The organism is Gemmobacter lutimaris (genome assembly GCF_003570715.1).
GTDB classification, from domain to species: Bacteria; Pseudomonadota; Alphaproteobacteria; order Rhodobacterales; family Rhodobacteraceae; genus Gemmobacter; species Gemmobacter lutimaris.
Map to the genome: position 1 here is coordinate 113,905 of NZ_QXXQ01000004.1, position 16,905 is coordinate 130,809.

A 16,905-nucleotide genomic window follows, 5' to 3' on the forward strand; every position below is an offset into this window, starting at 1 on the left:
GGCAAACCATCCGCGCGAGGCTTGGCCCGGCGGATCAGCTTCCCCTTGTCAGGCCAAGGGGTCAGCCCTTGCGCACAGTCTCTGACATAAACTCTCCATCATGCGCGTGTCGCGCGCGGCCAATATGGCCGCTTGCCGGGCGATCTTCAATAACCGCGGGTAAGATCCACCCGATGCAGCAGGGGCTCGCCCGTCTCACCGCGCCGGATATTTTCTGCGACCACCCGCGCGGCGGAAGAGGCGCGGGTATCGGCGGCGATATGCGGCGTGACGGTAACGCCGGGGTGGTGGCGGAAGGGGTGATCCTCAGGCAGCGGCTCGATGCGGAAGACATCCAGCGTCGCATGGCCCAACGCGCCGCTGTCCAGCGCGGCCAGCAGCGCATCATCGTCGATCAGCGCGCCGCGACCGGGGTTCACGATCACCGCGCCCTGCGGCAGCCAGGCCAGACGCCGGGCATCCAGCAGGTTTTCGGTCTCGGCCGTGCGGGGCAGCAGCGTCACCACGATTTCGGCCCGGCGGAGCAGCGCCTCCAGTCCCGCCTCGCCGTGATGCGCCGGAATGTCGAGCCCGGTCTTGCCCGAACGGCTCCAGCCCTCCACCGCGAAGCTCAGGGCTTTCAGCGCGCGGGCGCAGGCGAGGCCCAACTCGCCCAGCCCCAGCATCGCCACGACACGTTCCCGCGCCAGCGGCGGCACGATCTGTTGCCAGCCGGGGGCGCCTTTGATGTAACGATCCATCCCCAGATGGTGCCGCAGCACATGGCCGGTGACATATTCCACCATGCCCTCGGTCAGACCCGGGTCGACCATGCGGCACAGGGGTTGCGTCAGTGTCGGGTTGCCCACGATGCGTTCGACCCCGGCCCAGAGGTTCAGCACCGCGCGGCAGCGGGTGTAGGGGGTGAAATCCTGAAGCGGGCTTCCGGGGGCGTAAACGATGTAGTCCACCGCGCCGGGTTCTGCCTCGGTTACCAGCGCTGCATCCAGCCCGGCCTCGTCGAAAGCCGCGCGCAGATGCGGGGCATATTCCGGCCAGAGCGCCTCACCCGCCGCGAACAGCACCGTCACAGTCATCCGTATTCCTTCCTCGTCTTGATCCGCCCTCAGCGCGGGCGGTGGACGTGGGCGCTTTGCACCAGCCCGAAGCCCACCAGCAGCACCAACATGGCCGAGCCGCCATAGGACAGCAAGGGCAGCGGCACCCCCACCACCGGCGCCATACCCATCACCATCGACAGGTTCACCGCGATGTAGAAGAACAGGTTCGCCGCGCAGCCAAGGATCAGAAGCTGCGAGAAACGGTCGCGGTTTTGCAAGGCGGACACGATGCAGAAGCCGATGATACCCGCGTAAAGCAGCAGCAGTGAAAAGGCGCCGACAAAGCCGAATTCCTCGGCCAGCGTGGTGAAGATGAAGTCGGTGTGCTTTTCCGGCAGGAAGTTCAGCCGCGACTGCGTGCCTTGCATGAACCCTTTGCCGGCCCAGCCGCCGGACCCGAGGGCAATCTTGGCCTGAATGATGTTGTAGCCCGCGCCCAGCGGGTCGGCGGTCGGGTCGAGGAAGGTGTCGATCCTTGCATACTGGTAATCGTGCAGGAACTGCCATGGCGTGCCGCGCAGGGCAAAGACGCCATAGATCGCACCGCCCACCAGACCCGCGACCGCGCCGAAATACCACCAGCTGACGCCCGCGCAGAACATCACCGCCGCGCCCACCGCCAGCAGCATGACCGAGGTGCCGAGGTTCGGTTGCATCAGCACAAGGATCGTCGGCATCACGATCAGCATGACAGGCAGGAACACCCAGAGCGGCCGCGACACCTTCTTGGGGTCAAGCCAGTCGTAATAGGCGGCGAGCGCCATCACGAGGGTGAATTTCATCATCTCGGAAGGCTGCAACACCAGCGGTCCAAGGTTGATCCAGCGTTGCGCCCCCATCCCGACATGGCCGAAGAATTCCACCACCAGCAGAAGCGCGACCGACACCAGATAGGCCAGCGCCGACATGTTGCGCCAGAACCAGATCGGGGTGAAGGCGACGACGAACATCAGCGCCATGCCCAGACCGAAACGCTTCATCTGCGGCTCGGCCCACAGTTCCATCCGGCCGCCCGAGACGGAATAGAGCATCAGGAACCCGACTGCGGCCACGGCGGTCATCATCAGGATGACGGGCCAGTTCAGATGCAGCACCTTGCGCAGGCCCGAGGGCGCAGTCTTGATGCGATATTCCAGAAAGCTCATGCGATTCCCCCGCCTCAGGCCCGAGAGCGCGTGGTGCTGTCGGCGCCGAAGTCGCGCAGCTTCATGTCGTTGAAGCGCGATTCGATCGTGCCGCGCTGCGAGGCGGGATAGGCAGTCAGCGGCGGGATGCCTCCGGTCAGGCAGTAAAGCAGCAGGTCGCGCGCGACGGGGGCGGCTACCGCCGAGCCGCCACCGCCATGTTCCACCACAACCGAAACCGCGACGCGCGGCTTGTCGAAGGGGGCGTAGCAGACGAATAGCGCATGGTCGCGGCGGTTCCACGGCAATTGCTCGTTGCGGACAACCCCGGACGCGCGTTCCGCGGCCGAGATGTTGCGCACCTGTGCCGTGCCGGTCTTGCCCGCCATCAGCATGGTTTCATCCGCGATCCGCGAGCTCTTGGCGGTGCCATGGGCACCGTTCATCACCTCATACATGCCGCGCCGGACCGAGGCGAGGTGCTGGCTGTCGATGTCCAGAGGCGGGGCGTCGGGCAGGGGCACATCCTGCGTGCCGATCCGGCGCACCAGACGCGGCTCGATCGCGCGGCCGCTGGCAATGCGGGCGGTCATCACCGCCAGTTGCAGGGGCGAGGTCAGCACATAACCCTGCCCGATGGAGGCGTTGATCGTGTCGCCGATCCGCCATTCCTGTTTGTAGCGTTCCTGTTTCCAGGCTTTGTCGGGCATCACGCCTTCGGTGATCGCCGACATCGGCAGGTCATGGCGCACGCCAAGGCCAAGCTTGCGGCCCATTTCGGCAATCTTGTCGATGCCCACCTTCTGCGCGATGTCGTAGAAATAGACGTCGCAGCTTTCCGACAGCGCAGAATGCAGCGAAACCGTGCCGTGGCCGGACCGTTTCCAGCAATGGAAGCGGCGGCTGCCGACCTCGTAATGGCCGGGGCAATAAACGCCGGTCTGCGGCGTGATCACCCCCGCCTCCAGCGCAGCAAGCGCGGTGACCATCTTGAAGGTCGAACCCGGCGGATAGGCGCCTTGCACGGTCTTGTCGGCGAGCGGGCGGTGATCGTTTTCCAGCAGGAAAGAGTAATCCTTCTGGCTGATGCCGCGCACGAACAGGTTCGGGTCGAAGGAGGGCGCCGAGACGCAGGCCAGCAGGTCGCCCGTCTGCACGTCGATGGCCACCATGGCGGCACTGTCGTCGCCAAGCCGTGCCTGCGCGAAATTCTGCGCCTCGGCGTCGATGGTCAGACGCAGGTCGTCACCGGGGTCGCCTTCCAGCCGCTCCAACTCGCGCATCACACGGCCGACCGAGTTCACCTCGATCCGTTTCTGCCCGGCGCGTCCGCGCAGCTCTGCCTCGGTCCAGCGTTCAACGCCGACCTTGCCGATCTGGAACTTCGGCAGTTGCAGCACCGGATCGGGGTTCTCGATCCGCTCCAGATCGCGTTCCGACACCGGGCCGACATAGCCGACCACATGCGCGAAATCCTGATCCAGCGGATAAACGCGGCTGAGGCCCACTTCGGGCGTGACACCGGGCAGCGAGGGCGAGTTGATGGCGATTTTCGAGAAATCTTCCCAGCTTAGCCGGTCGGCCACGATGATCGGCACGAAGGGCGAGCGGCGTTCCACCTCTTTCAGCGTCTTTTCGATGTCCTCGGGCGGCAGCGGCACGATGGAGGCCAACCGCTTCAGCACCATTTCCACATCGCCGGCATCCTCGCGGGTGATGACGACACGGTAATTCTGTTCGTTTCCGGCGATCAGGCGGCCGTTGCGGTCGAAGATCTGACCGCGCGCAGGCGGGATCAGCCGGATATTGACCCGGTTCTCCTCGGCCAGCAGGCGGAATTCCTCGGCCTGATCGACCTGAAGATACCGCATCCGCGCGCCCAGCACGGCGACGAAGGCGGTCATGGCGCCGCCCATCAGAAAGGCGCGGCGCCGCACGCCCCGGAAGGAATCCTCGGTATCGCGTTGCGTCCGTTTCATAGCCGCCGCCCCATCGAATCGACCTCGCCCATCCCCGGCTTGTGAACCTGAAGCGTCACATGCGACAGCCAGACCACCACCGGATAGGCAAGAGCCGTCGCTACCGCCTGCGTCATCGCATAGCCAAAGCCCGCCTGCGGCAGCAGCGTCAAAGCAAAGACCAGATGATAGCCCAGAAACATGCCGAACATCAGCAGCCCGATGAAAAACCATTCCATGGCGAAACTCAATTCACGGGTCAGTGCGATGCGCGACCGCAGGATCTCGGTTCCGACAAGGACAAGCGCCGTCCATAGCCCCGGTGGCCGCAGCAGCAGCATGTCTTCGGTCAGCACCACGGCCACGATCAGCAGGGCGGGCATGTAATCAGGGCGGCGCTGCACCCAGGCGAGGATCAGGCACAGCAGCAGATCGGGGCCGGGCAGGCGGCCCGCATCCGACCCAAGCGGAAGCAGGCGCAGGAAGATCAGAAACAGTGCCACCGCCACGAAGATTCCGCGATGCAGCAGCACGTCGCGGCGCAGCGGATCAGCCATCGCTGCCCCCTTCGGCTGTGGCTTCGGGCGGGGCGGGGGGGCCTATGTCATCGGGCGAAACCGGCTCGGCCACCAGACCGCCGGGATCGGTGATCGCCTCAAGATCATGGCTGCGCAGGACGCGCAGGAAATCCAGCCGCTCGTAATCGGCTGCCAGCAGGGCGCGCAGCCGCCGGTCCGGGCCCTGCGCGACCGAACCGACCAGCAGCCCAGCCGGGAAGACCCCGCCATCGCCCGAGGTCACCACCCGGTCGCCGGGGCGCACCAGATCGGCCTTTTCCACAAATTCCAGCGGCGGGGCAGAGGAGTTGTCGCCCGACAGAAGCGCCTTTTGCCCCGACGGTTCCACGACCACCGGAATGCGCGAGCTGGAATCGGTCAGCAGGATCACCCGCGCGCTGCGTCGCCCCACGCCCGAGATGCGCCCGACCAGCCCGATGCCATCCATCGCAGCCCAGCCGTCGCGCACACCGTCCCGCTCGCCCACATTGATCAGCACCGACTGCCGGAACGGGCTGCCGCTGTCGGCCAGCACCACGCCGGTGATATGGGTCAGCTTCGGGTCCAGACGCACCTGATTGAGGTCCAGAAGCTTCGCATTCTGCTGTTCCAGCCGCAGCGCCGCTTCTTTCCAGCCGCGCATCTGCTTCAGTTCCTGCCGAAGTTCCTGATTTTGCTCGTAAAGCTTGGTGTAGGACTGGAAGCCCTGCACCATCTGCACCGCTTTGGTCACCGGCAGCATCACCCAGTCGAAACTGGGCACCGTGCGATCCACCAATGCGGTGCGGAAGCGTTCGACGCGCGGGCTGTCGATCCGCCACAGCAGGAACAGCGCCAGCAAAAGCACCACGAGCGCGCCGATCAGGATGCGCCTGATCGGGCGGGCAAAATCTTCCGGGTTGGTCCGGTTCTTTGCCACGCGGGGCCCCTTTGCGATGTGCCGTGCCGGGTGGCTCAGCTATCGTAGTCGATGACGTGGCGCAGTTGCTTTTCGTATTCCAGCGCCTTGCCGGTGCCAAGCGCCACGCAGTTGAGCGATTCATTGGCGACGGAAATCGACAGCCCGGTCTGTTCGCGCAGTGCCAGATCCAGATCGCCCAGCAGCGCGCCGCCGCCGGTCAGCATGACGCCGCGATCCACGATGTCGGCCGCCAGATCGGGCGGCGTGGTTTCCAGCGCCTGCATCACCGCGTCGCAGATCTGCTGCACGGGTTCAGCCAGCGCCTCGGCCACCTGGGCCTGGTTGATCTCGGTTTCCTTCGGCACGCCGTTCAAGAGGTCGCGGCCGCGGATCTGCATCGAGGCGCCGCGCCCGTCATCGGGCATCCGCGCTGTGCCGATCGAGGTTTTGATACGTTCCGCCGTGCTTTCGCCGATCAGCAGGTTCTGGTGGCGGCGCAGGTAGCTGATGATCGCCTCGTCCATCCGGTCGCCGCCCACACGGACGGAACGGGCATAAACGATGTCGCCCAGCGACAGAACGGCCACTTCGGTCGTGCCGCCACCGATGTCCACCACCATGGAGCCGGTGGGTTCCGTGATCGGCATGCCCGCGCCAATCGCCGCCGCGATGGGTTCGGCGATCAGGCCCGCGCGCCGTGCACCGGCTTGCAGCACCGAATTGCGGATCGCGCGCTTTTCCACCGGGGTCGCGCCATGCGGCACGCAGACGATGATCTTCGGTTTGGCGAAGGTCGTGCGCTTGTGCACCTTGCGGATGAAATGCTTGATCATTTCTTCCGCGCTGTCGAAATCGGCGATCACGCCGTCGCGCATCGGGCGGATGGCCTCGATGCTGCCCGGCGTCCGGCCCAGCATCAGCTTGGCATCCTCGCCCACGGCGAGAACCTGCTTCTTGCCGTCCTTCACATGGTAGGCCACCACCGAGGGTTCGTTCAGCACGATGCCCTTGCCCCGGATATAGACAAGCGTATTCGCGGTGCCGAGGTCGATCGCCATATCCGACGAAAAGAGGCCGGTGAGTGACATGCTGGACTGCGTCCTTCGATGAGCAAAAACGGATCAGCCCGCGACTCAGGCCGTTTCCGGCGCGGGCGCTTTCATATAAAGACAGCACCCGACCGGCGAAAGCCCGGAGTCTGCATGGGCGGCACAATTCCGCGTGTTCCGTAAGGGCTTGCACTTATCGAACATTTCGGGCGGCTGGTGGCGGATGGATTTCGGCCATCCTTGCAGACTTGCAATATTTGGTGCACCGGATTGAAAAAGGCCGCCCGGTGGGCGGCCCTTTCGCGGCTCAAAGTGCGCGTGGCGCCTTCTGCAACAGCGGCATCACATCCGCCATTTCCGGCCCGTTGGCCCGCCCGGTCAGCGCCTTGCGCAGCGGCATGAACAGCCCCTTGCCCTTGCGGCCCGTCGCCTCTTTCACCGCTGTGGTCCATTCCGACCAGGTGGTTTCAGTCCAGGGCTGGGCGGGCAGCAGGGTCAGCGCCTGCGCCACGAAATCGCGGTCCTCGTCCTCGACCAGCGGCTCGGCGCCGTCGCGGAACAGCTCCCACCAGCCGGCCAGATCGTCCAGCACGGTGATATTGTCCTTGGCCACGCGCCAGAAAGCATCCAGCTTGTCCTCCGGCACCCCCAGCGCGCGGATGCGATCCGCCACCGCATCCAGCGGCAGCGCCTGCACATGGGCGCGGGTCAGCGGGAACAGGTCTTCCGCGTCGAACTTGGTGGGGGCCGAGCCGAAGCTTTCGACATCGAAGCCTTCCGCGATCTCGTCCAGAGACCCGGCCAGAACCACGGGCTTCGACGACCCCAGCCGCGCCATCAGCGACAGCAGCGCCAGCGGCTCCACCCCCCGTGCGCGCAGGTCGCGCAGGGACAGCGTGCCCAGACGTTTTGACAGTTCCTCGCCCTTCGCGCCGGTCAGCAGCGAATGGTGGGCGAAGGCCGGGGGCGTGCCGCCCATGGCCTGCATGATCTGGATCTGCGTCGCGGTATTGGTCACATGGTCGGCGCCGCGCACAATATGGGTCACGCCCATGTCGATGTCATCCACCGAGGAGGCGAAGGTATAAAGCACCTGCCCGTCGGCGCGGATCAGCACCGGGTCCGACACCGAGGCCGCATCAATTGAAATCGGGCCAAGGATGCCGTCGGTCCATTCGATCCGCTCCTGATCCAGCAGGAAGCGCCAGTAGCCGTCGCGCCCCTCGGTGCGGAACTTCGCCTTCTCCTCCTCCGTCAGACGGTAAGAGGCGCGGTCATAGACCGGCGGCTTGCCCATGTTCAGCAGCTTCTTGCGCTTCAGGTCCAGCTCGGTCGGGCTTTCGAAACATTCGTAGAACCGGCCCTTCGCCTTCAGCACCTCCGCCTCGGCGCGGTAACGGTCCAGCCGCAGCGACTGACGTTCCACCCGGTCCCAGTGCAGACCCAGCCATTCCAGATCGGCCATGATCGCATCGGAATATTCCTGCTTCGAGCGTTCTTGGTCGGTATCATCCAGCCGCAGGATGAACTGGCCGCCGGTCTTGCGGGCGATCAGATAGTTCATCAGCGCGGTGCGCAGATTGCCGACATGGATATAGCCGGTGGGCGAGGGCGCGAAGCGGGTAACGGTGGTCATTTTGTGCCTCCTGCAACCCGCGCCCTTTCGCATGTGGGCAGGCATTTGTCCATATCGCGCGGGCGAGGGGGCGGCTATGCTGCCACGCCATGACCCATGCCAGCGCCGATACCATCGCCCCCGACCTCGCCCTGATCGAGCAACTGGCCCATGAGGCCGTTATGAGCCTGCCCGAACCCTTTCGCAAGGCAGCCACCATGGTCCTGCTGCGGGTCGAGGATTTTCCGCCCGACGACATCCTTGATGCCATGAGCATCGCCGATCCGTTCGAACTGACCGGGCTTTACGAGGGCATTCCCCTGACCGAGAAATCTGTCAGCGACCAGCCGGCGGGGCCGGATGTGATCTGGCTGTTCCGCCGCCCCATTCTGGATGAATGGATGGAGCGCGGGGATGTCTCGCTGGGCGAACTGGTGACGCATGTGACGATCCATGAATTCGCCCATCACTTCGGCTGGTCGGATGACGACATCGCGGTGGTCGATCCGTGGTGGGAATAACGTAGCCGTGAAGCGGTGAATCCTGCGGTCCGGGTTAGGCTGAGGCCTTGCAACACAGGAGAGAGTGACATGACCGCAGAAGCGACCACGCCGACCCTCACCCGCCGCGCGGCACTTTTTGCCGCCGCTGCCGTTCCCGCCGTGGCGCTGGCGCCACGCGCGGCCCGCGCCGCCGCACCAATGCAGGGCGCCGCCCAGCCCGCATTTCATCGTTTCAGCCTTGGCGAGATGGAGGTGACGACCCTGTTGGTCGGCACCCGGCCGATGGAAAACCCCAACGGCACCTTCGGCCTTAACGCCAGCCCCGAAGATTTCGCCGCCCTCGCGCAGGCGAATTTCCTGCCCGCCGACATGTCGGTGAATTTCTTCACCCCGACGCTGGTGAATACCGGGGCGGAACTGGTGCTGTTCGACACCGGCCTTGCGCCCGAGGCGATCACCGCCGCGCTGGCGGCGGCGGGCGTTACGCCCGATCAGGTGGACGTTGTGGTGCTGACCCATATGCATGGCGATCATATCGGCGGCCTTGCGGGCGAGGCGCCGACCTTCACCAATGCCCGCTACGTCACCGGCGCGGTTGAGCACAACCATTGGTCAGGCGCGGGTAACGAGGGGTTTGACACCAAGGTCAAACCGCTGAGCGACAAGATGACCATGCTCGATGACGGCGGCAGCGTCGCGCCCGGCATCAGCGCCATCGCGGCCTTCGGCCATTCACCGGGGCATATGGCCTATCGGCTGGAAAGCGGCGGCAAATCTCTGGTCATCACGGCGGATACGGTGAACCACTACGTCTTTTCCATGCAGCGCCCCGACTGGGAGGTGCGGTTCGACATGGACAAGTCGGCGGGCGCGGCGACACGGCGCAAGGTGCTCGGGATGCTGGCCGCTGACCGCACGCCCTTTATCGGCTACCATATGCCGTTCCCGGCCGTCGGCTATGTCGAGGCGCAGGGTGAGGGCTTCCGCTTTGTTCCTGCCAGTTACCAGCAGATGCTGTAATGCAAAGGGGCGGCAGCGCCGCCCCAAAATTCCCTGATCAGGGAATTAGCAAAAGTTTTACGGAAAACCCCGGCCGCTCAGCCCAGCTTCGCGGCGACATCGACCAGACGACGCGCCTGATGGCCGATGGCGGCTTTCGCATTGTCATCGAAATCCTTGCCTTGGGTATGGCTGTAGCCATAAGGATTGCCGCCCGCCGCGAAAATCGCCTGATCGGTATAGCCCGGCGGCACGATGATCGAACCCCAATGCGCGAAGGTGGTGTAAAGGCCGAGGATCGTTGCCTCCTGCCCGCCATGGGGGTTCTGCGCCGAAGTCATTGCGCTGATCGGCTTGCCTGACAGCGCGCCCTTGAACCACAGCCCGCCAAGCGTGTCGATGAAGGCGCGCATCTGCGAGGGCGCCTGGCCAAAGCGGGTGGGGGCCGAAAACAGATAGGCATTGGCCCATTCCATGTCCTCCGGTGTTGCCACCGGAATGTCCTGCATCTTGTCCAGCGTGGCTTTCCACGCCTCTTGCCCGTTCACCACCTCGGCCGGTGCGGTTTCGGCGACACGACGCAGACGGACCTCGGCCCCTGCAGCCTCGGCTGCCTCGGCGGCGATGCGGGCCATCTGAAGGTTGGTCGAATAGGTCGAGTAAAACACGATTGCGAGCTTGACGGCGGTCATCCTGTCCTCCTGTCGGGTGCGATTATGCCGCTAACATAGGACGCCGGTGGCCCTACGCCCATTCGGTGCGGCCGCAGGGCGGATGTTCGCTGATGCACGGAACCGGGTTCAGCCCGGATCGCGGAAGCGGTTGGCGATGGGATAGCGGCGGTCCAGCCAGAAGGCGCGGGGGGTCAGCCGCACACCGGGCGCCGACTGGAAGCGTTTGTATTCACTGATATAGAGCAGATGCTCTACCCGCTTGACGGTCGCGTGATCATACCCCTGCGCGACGATTTCAGCCACTGAAAGCTCACGGTCTACCAACCCGTCAAGAATCGCATCCAGCACCTCATAGGGCGGCAGGCTGTCCTGATCTTTCTGGTCGGGGCGCAATTCGGCGCTCGGTGGTTTGGTGATGACCCGTTCGGGGATCACCGCGCCCGCCGGGCCTTTCATCCACGGGCGATGATGGTCATTGCGCCAGCGGCAGGTTTCGAACACGCGGGTCTTGTACATATCCTTGATCGGATTGTAGCCGCCATTCATGTCGCCATAGATGGTGCAATAGCCCACCGCCATTTCGGATTTGTTGCCGGTGGTCAGCAGCATCTCGCCAAACTTGTTCGACAGCGCCATGAGCATCAGGCCACGCAACCGGCTTTGCACGTTTTCCTCGGTGATGCCCGGTTCGGCGCCCGTGAACAGATCGGCCAGTGCTTCGCCCACTGCTGCCTGCGCCCCGCCGATCGGCACGGTATCCAGCCGGCAGCCCAGATTGCGCGCGACCTCGCCCGCATCCTCCAGTGAATGTTCCGACGTATAGGCCGAGGGCAGCATGACGCAGCGCACATTCTCTGGCCCCAGCGCATCTGCGGCGATGGTGGCGACGATAGCGCTGTCGATGCCACCCGACAGGCCCAACAACACCTTGCGGAAGCCGGTCTTCGCCATGTAATCCTGCAAGCCCATGACGCAGGCACGATAATCCGCCTCCCAGATGCGGGGGATTTCGGCGATCAGGCCGGGTTCGGCGCGCCAGCCCTCGGGCCCGCGCGTGAAATCCACATGGGTCAGGCAGGTATCGAATTGCGGCATCTGCACCGCCAGCGTGCCGCCGGGGTTCAACACCATGCTGGAGCCGTCGAAAACCTGATCGTCCTGCCCGCCCACCATGTTGAGGTAAACCAGTGGCAGCCCGGTCTCGACCACCCGCGCCACCATCAGGTTCAGCCGCAGGTCGGGCTTGCCCCGGTGATAAGGCGAGCCATTGGGAACCAGCAAGATCTCGGCCCCGGTCTCGGCCAGCGTTTCGGCCACATCGGGGTGCCAGGCATCCTCGCAGATCGGCGTGCCGATGCGGACCGGCCCGATGCGATAGGGGCCGGAGACATCGGCGGGCGAGAAGATACGCTTTTCGTCGAAAACGTCGCTGTTCGGCAAATGGTGTTTCAGGACTTTTGCCACCAGCTTGCCGCCCTGAAGCACCCACCAGGCATTGTGCAGCCGCTTGCCCACCCGCGCGGGGCCACCGATGCCGATGGCCGGACCGTCGGCACAATCGGCGGCCAGCGACAGGATCGCTGCCTCCGCCGCATCGGCAAAGACCTGCTTCAAAATAAGGTCCTGCGTCTGATAGCCGGTGATGAACATTTCGGTCAGCGCCAGCATGTCGGCGCCTGCGGCCTTCGCCTCGGCCCAGGCGGCGCGGGCCTTGGCGGCATTGCCTGCAATATCGCCCACAACCGGGTTCAGTTGGGCAAGCGTCAGGCGAAAGCGGTCTGCGGCCATGGGCGGCTCTCCGTCTGGCAGCGGGAGCAGCGTCCCGAGGATTTGTCTTGCTTTCTAGCAGACTGACGGCCAAGGAAAAGGAGGAAGCGGCACAAGGATCCGGGGGGCGAGGATGCGGAAGCGGTTCGGGATGGGCATGGGCGCGGCGGGGCTGGCGGTGGTTCTGGCCTTGCCGGTCGCGGCGCAGGACACATCCGATGTGCTGGTCAAGCAATATGATGACGGTTCGGTCTACGAGGGGCAGTTCCTCAACGGGCGACAGCACGGGCAGGGCACCTACCGCCTGACCAACGGGTTTGAATACAGCGGCGAATGGGTCGAGGGCGAGATCCGCGGCCGCGGTACCGCGCGTTATCCCAATGGCTCGGTCTATGAGGGCGATTTTCTGGGGGGAAAACCCTTCGGCAAGGGCAAGATCACCTATGCCGACAACAGCACCTATGAAGGCGACTGGTCGGATGGCAAGATCACCGGCAAGGGCATCGCGCGCTATGCTGACGGTTCGGTCTACGAGGGGGATTTCGTCGATGCCGTGCATGAGGGGCAAGGCAGGCTGACCTCGGCCGAGGGGGCGGTTTACGAAGGCGGCTGGCTCAAGGGGATGAAAGACGGTCAGGGCAAGCTGACCTACCCGGACGGCACCGTCTATGACGGCGGCATGAAGGCGGGTAGCCGCGACGGCAAGGGCAGGCTCAGCATGCCCGACGGCCTGATTTACGAAGGCGACTGGGCCAAGGGGCAGATCAACGGGCTGGGCAAGCTGACCCAGCCCAACGGATCTGTCTATGAAGGGGCTTTCGTCGACGGCGAGCGGCAGGGTCGTGGCAAGATGACCTACAAGGACGGGTCGGTCTACGAAGGCGGCTTCAAGGGCGATCAGCGTGACGGCAAGGGCGTATTCCGCACAGCCGACGGCTACAGCTATGATGGCGACTGGGTGGCCGGGCGGATGGAAGGGGCCGGGCGGATGACCTATGCCGATGGCTCGGTCTATGAAGGGGCCTTCAGGGCGGACAAGCCCGAAGGGCGCGGGCGCATCACCTATGGCGATGGATCGGGCTATGAAGGCGATTGGGTCGCGGGCGAAATCGCGGGGCAGGGTCGTGCAACTTATGCCGATGGCGCGGTCTACGAAGGTGCCTTTGCCGATGGGCAGGCACAGGGCAAAGGCGTGCTGACGCGGCCCGACGGCTATCGCTATGAAGGCGACTGGGTGGCGGGAAAGCGCACGGGTGAGGGCACCGCGACCTATGCGGATGGCGCGACCTATTCCGGCGGTTTCGTCGATGGGGCGCGGCAAGGCAAGGGCCGGATGACCATGGCCGACGGCTTCAGCTATGAAGGCGACTGGGTGGCGGGCGAGATGACTGGTCAGGGCATCGCACGTTATGCCAATGGTGACGTCTATGAAGGCGCCTTCGTCAAGGGGCGGCGCGAAGGGCAGGGCGCGCTGCGTTACGCCAATGGCCGGGAAAGTGCCGGTCAGTGGCTGAACGGAATTCTGGTCGCCGCGCCTGAACCTGCCCCCGCCGGGTCGGCACCTGATGCGGCCCCCGCCGTAACCGGGAACTGAGCCACGCACGAAAACGACATCGCGGGGGAACGGGTCAACCATTCCCGGCCTCCGCAATCTGACAGAGCGCCCACAGCAGCCGTTGCCGTGAAAAGGGTTTTGCCACATGGCCGGCAAAACCCTGCGCGGCGTAATTCTCGACCTGATGGCGCATGGCATTGGCGGTGATGGCCAGTGCGGGCACGGTGGCTTGGCGGGATGCCCGTTCCGCTTCGCGGATCGCATGAAGGGCGGTGACGCCATCCACGACCGGCATCGAAATATCCAGCAGGATCAGATCGAACCGCTTTTCTGTCGCCCGCGCAATGGCCTGACGCCCGTCACAGACCAGATCGACCGCGATCCCGCAGGGGGCCAGCATCGCCGCGAGGATCTTGCGGTTGGTGGCATTGTCATCGGCCGCAAGCACCCGCAAACCGGCAAGCCGGTGCAGGGGCAGGTCGGGCGAAGGCTCCGGCGCGGCGGCGTGGTTCTCCTCCGCCTCTGGCAATGGGAGGGTCACGCGGATGCGGGTGCCGAAGCCGGGTTGCGATTGCGCGCTGACCTCGCCCCCCATCATCCCGACCAGTTTCTTGACGATGGCCATGCCCAGCCCGGTGCCGCCGAAGCGGCGGGTGATCGTGGGGTCGGCCTGCTGGAAATCCTCGAACATGCGGGCAAGCTGGTCTGCGGTCATGCCAATGCCGGTATCGGTGACATCCAGCGTGACGGGCCGCCCCGGCGGGCAGGTCATCAGCACGCGGATCTCGCCGGTTTCGGTAAACTTGATCGCATTCCCCAGCAGGTTGTGCAGGATCTGGGCCATACGATGCGGATCGCCCAGCCGCAGCCGCGTGGCATCGGCGCTGGCGAGGATGGCGAAGGACAGCCCCTTTTCCTGCGCCCGCAGGGAATAGAGCGCCTCGACCCGCGCCACCACATCGGCAGGGCGAAAGGCCGAGGTTTCCAGTTCCATGTGGCCCGCATCGATCTTCGAAAGGTCCAGAATGTCGTTCAGCACCCGCAGCAGTGTTTCACCGGATTCGCGGATCGTGGCCACCATGGCGCGCTGTTCGGGCGGGTCGATCAGCGGCTCCAGCAGTTCGGCCATGCCCAGAACCCCGTTCAGTGGTGTGCGGATTTCGTGGCTCATATTAGCCAGAAACAGGCTTTTGGCGGCATTCGCCGCCTCTGCCTGCTGACGGGCGCGGTCCAGATCGGCGGTGCGCAGCCGCACTTCGGTTTCCAGATTGCGGGCCTGGCCTTCGAGCGCACAATTCGCCTCGTAAAGCTCGCGGCTTTTCTGTTCCAGCAGGGCCTCGGCCTCTTCTCGCGCGCGTCGTTCCCGGTCATAGCGACGGCGTGACACCGGATCGGGCGGCGGAAGCACGGTCATGGCATGTCGTGCCGGATGGTGAATTCGGCCCGCGCCTGACCGGGGGTGGAAAGATCGCGTGTGGTGATGGTGGCGGGCCTGCCGAAATGATCGACACAGCCCTCGATCAGCCCGGCACAGAATGGCACCAGCGGGCGGGTGGAGCTGTAATCCATCCGCAACTCGCCGGGGCCGAGCCTTTCGGTGGCGAAGGTCGGCAATTCGGCGCTGGGATAGATCTTGCGCACCTCCACATGCACCTCGCCCTCGATCGCCTCCAGCATGGCCAGCACATCGGGCTTGTCCTCGAAGAAGGCGGGGTAATAGGTTTTGAAGGTGTTCATCATCCAGTGGCCGAAGCGGCGTTGCAGTTCCTCGCCCGGCAGGCCGGTCACGCGGGAAAACGCGCCGACCAGCGCGACCAGATCGGCGCAAGGGTAATCCCCCACGGCGGAAAATGCCCCGCCGGTGGATAGCGGCGTGTCGTCCAGCACCTGATCCACCGCAGCCTCGCCCAGCAGGTTTTCGGCCATCTTCAGCAGTTCGACAAAAACGATTCCCTTCATCGCCGTCACCCTTTCGTGCGTTCCGCCCCAGTCCTGCATGGCAGAGGTTGACAAACCGCTAAGCCGCGCGCATTTCGCCGGGCTTTCCAAAAGGGCGATGGCGATGAAGGCTTTGACCACTGTGAGTGACCTGACAGCGGCGGGGCTGGTGGAGCCTTCGGCGGCGCTGGATTCCGTGGCGGAGCGGTTTCGCATCCGGCTGAGCCCCGAAATGCAGGCGCAGGCCGGGTCGGCGGGTGTCGCGCGCCAATTCGTGCCCGATGTGGCGGAACTGCTGATCCGGCCGGAGGAGCGCGCCGACCCGATCGGTGACCGTGCCTTCAGCCCGGCGCCGGGCCTGACGCATCGCTACCCCGACCGGGTGATCCTTGCCGTCACCCAGACCTGCGAGGTCTATTGCCGTTTCTGTTTCCGGCGCGAGACGGTGGGGGCGGCGGGCGCCTTGCCCGCGGCCGATCTGAACGCGGCGCTGGCTTATATCGCCGCCACGCCCGCGATCCGCGAGGTCATCCTGACCGGCGGCGATCCGCTGTCCCTGTCAGCGCGGCGGCTGGGGGCCGTGCTCGACCGGCTGGAGGCGGTGCCGCATGTCGAAACCCTGCGCATTCACAGCCGGGTGCCGGTGGTCGCGCCGGAGCGGATGGATGCGGCGATGCTCGCGGTGCTGGACCGTGAGAAGCCCGTGCATCTGGTGATCCATACCAACCACCCTGATGAGTTGGGCGAACCCGCGCGGGCCGCGCTGCGGCGGCTCAACCGCGCCGGGGTTGCGATGTTCTCGCAATCGGTGCTGCTGCGCGGCGTGAATGATGATGCCGACACGCTGGAGGCGCTGTTCCGCACCCTGATCCGCAACCGGGTGAAGCCTTACTACCTGCATCACTGCGATCTGGCCGAGGGCACCAGCCATTTCCGCACCACCATCGCCGAGGGCCGCGCGCTGATGGGCGAGCTGAAACGCCGCCTTTCTGGCCTCGCGCTGCCGGCCTATGTGCTGGATATTCCGGGTGGCGCGGGCAAGATCGCCCTGACGTCGGGCATGGCGGAGGAGGTCGCGCCGGGGGAATGGTGGGTGACGGACCGGCTGGGCGGGGTGCATCTCTATGCCGACCCGGCGCGCGACTGACACCGCTTGCAGGCTGAC

The 16,905-nt window shown here is 65.1% G+C and carries 15 protein-coding genes; 4 read left to right on the top strand and 11 right to left on the bottom strand.

Annotated features, from left to right (window positions below; translation table 11 throughout):
• Window positions 1-146: 146 nt before the first annotated feature.
• From D2N39_RS08990 to gltX, 7 genes are all read right to left on the bottom strand, one after another.
• Window positions 147-1,076, bottom strand: coding sequence for a 2-hydroxyacid dehydrogenase (locus D2N39_RS08990; protein WP_119134456.1), 930 nt, complete (start codon window positions 1,074-1,076; stop codon window positions 147-149).
• Between the two features lie 29 nt (window positions 1,077-1,105).
• Complete coding sequence (rodA, locus tag D2N39_RS08995) at window positions 1,106-2,245, bottom strand: rod shape-determining protein RodA (RefSeq protein ID WP_119134457.1); 1,140 nt, start codon at window positions 2,243-2,245, stop codon at window positions 1,106-1,108.
• 14 nt (window positions 2,246-2,259) lie between these two features.
• Window positions 2,260-4,203, bottom strand: a complete 1,944-nt coding sequence (mrdA, locus tag D2N39_RS09000; protein WP_119134458.1) for a penicillin-binding protein 2 — start codon at window positions 4,201-4,203, stop codon at window positions 2,260-2,262.
• Window positions 4,200-4,739, bottom strand: coding sequence for a rod shape-determining protein MreD (locus D2N39_RS09005; RefSeq protein ID WP_119134459.1), 540 nt, complete (start codon window positions 4,737-4,739; stop codon window positions 4,200-4,202). The genes mrdA and D2N39_RS09005 overlap by 4 nt, the downstream gene beginning before the upstream one ends.
• On the bottom strand, window positions 4,732-5,658 hold the full coding sequence (gene mreC, locus D2N39_RS09010) for a rod shape-determining protein MreC (RefSeq protein WP_119134460.1): 927 nt from the start codon (window positions 5,656-5,658) through the stop codon (window positions 4,732-4,734). Before mreC ends, D2N39_RS09005 begins: the two co-directional genes overlap by 8 nt.
• 35 nt (window positions 5,659-5,693) lie before the next feature.
• Window positions 5,694-6,728, bottom strand: a complete 1,035-nt coding sequence (locus D2N39_RS09015; protein WP_054301132.1) for a rod shape-determining protein — start codon at window positions 6,726-6,728, stop codon at window positions 5,694-5,696.
• 268 nt (window positions 6,729-6,996) lie between these two features.
• Window positions 6,997-8,325: a glutamate--tRNA ligase gene (gltX, locus tag D2N39_RS09020; RefSeq protein WP_119134461.1), complete on the bottom strand. Its 1,329-nt coding sequence runs from the start codon at window positions 8,323-8,325 to the stop codon at window positions 6,997-6,999.
• Between the two features lie 89 nt (window positions 8,326-8,414).
• Here gltX and D2N39_RS09025 point away from each other — a divergent pair, with 89 nt between their 5' ends.
• Both D2N39_RS09025 and D2N39_RS09030 read left to right on the top strand, forming a co-directional pair.
• Window positions 8,415-8,825 carry a metallopeptidase family protein gene (locus D2N39_RS09025; protein ID WP_119134462.1) on the top strand — a complete coding sequence of 137 codons (411 nt, stop codon included), beginning with the start codon at window positions 8,415-8,417 and terminating at the stop codon, window positions 8,823-8,825.
• Window positions 8,826-8,894: 69 nt separating this feature from the next.
• A complete protein-coding gene (locus D2N39_RS09030; RefSeq protein ID WP_119134463.1) occupies window positions 8,895-9,827 on the top strand; it encodes an MBL fold metallo-hydrolase in 933 nt (310 codons plus the stop codon).
• Between the two features lie 77 nt (window positions 9,828-9,904).
• Here D2N39_RS09030 and wrbA read toward each other — a convergent pair whose 3' ends face one another.
• Entirely contained in the window at window positions 9,905-10,498 is a 594-nt protein-coding gene (gene wrbA, locus D2N39_RS09035; RefSeq protein ID WP_119134464.1) for an NAD(P)H:quinone oxidoreductase type IV, read from the bottom strand.
• A 108-nt stretch (window positions 10,499-10,606) separates the two neighbouring features.
• Window positions 10,607-12,268 carry an NAD+ synthase gene (locus D2N39_RS09040; RefSeq protein WP_119134465.1) on the bottom strand — a complete coding sequence of 554 codons (1,662 nt, stop codon included), beginning with the start codon at window positions 12,266-12,268 and terminating at the stop codon, window positions 10,607-10,609.
• Window positions 12,269-12,380: 112 nt separating this feature from the next.
• Between D2N39_RS09040 and D2N39_RS09045 the strand changes: the two genes are divergently transcribed.
• On the top strand, window positions 12,381-13,841 hold the full coding sequence (locus tag D2N39_RS09045) for an MORN repeat-containing protein (RefSeq protein ID WP_233557099.1): 1,461 nt from the start codon (window positions 12,381-12,383) through the stop codon (window positions 13,839-13,841).
• Between the two features lie 34 nt (window positions 13,842-13,875).
• Here the strand turns inward: D2N39_RS09045 and D2N39_RS09050 are convergent, their stop codons facing one another.
• Together D2N39_RS09050 and D2N39_RS09055 are read right to left on the bottom strand one after the other, a co-directional pair.
• Complete coding sequence (locus tag D2N39_RS09050) at window positions 13,876-15,216, bottom strand: ATP-binding protein (RefSeq protein WP_119134466.1); 1,341 nt, start codon at window positions 15,214-15,216, stop codon at window positions 13,876-13,878.
• Window positions 15,213-15,761 (bottom strand): heme NO-binding domain-containing protein, encoded by a 549-nt coding sequence (locus tag D2N39_RS09055; RefSeq protein WP_119134467.1) that lies wholly within the window; start codon window positions 15,759-15,761, stop codon window positions 15,213-15,215. Before D2N39_RS09055 ends, D2N39_RS09050 begins: the two co-directional genes overlap by 4 nt.
• A gap of 97 nt (window positions 15,762-15,858) precedes the next feature.
• Here D2N39_RS09055 and D2N39_RS09060 point away from each other — a divergent pair, with 97 nt between their 5' ends.
• Window positions 15,859-16,887, top strand: coding sequence for a lysine-2,3-aminomutase-like protein (locus tag D2N39_RS09060; protein ID WP_119134468.1), 1,029 nt, complete (start codon window positions 15,859-15,861; stop codon window positions 16,885-16,887).
• Window positions 16,888-16,905 lie beyond the last annotated feature (18 nt).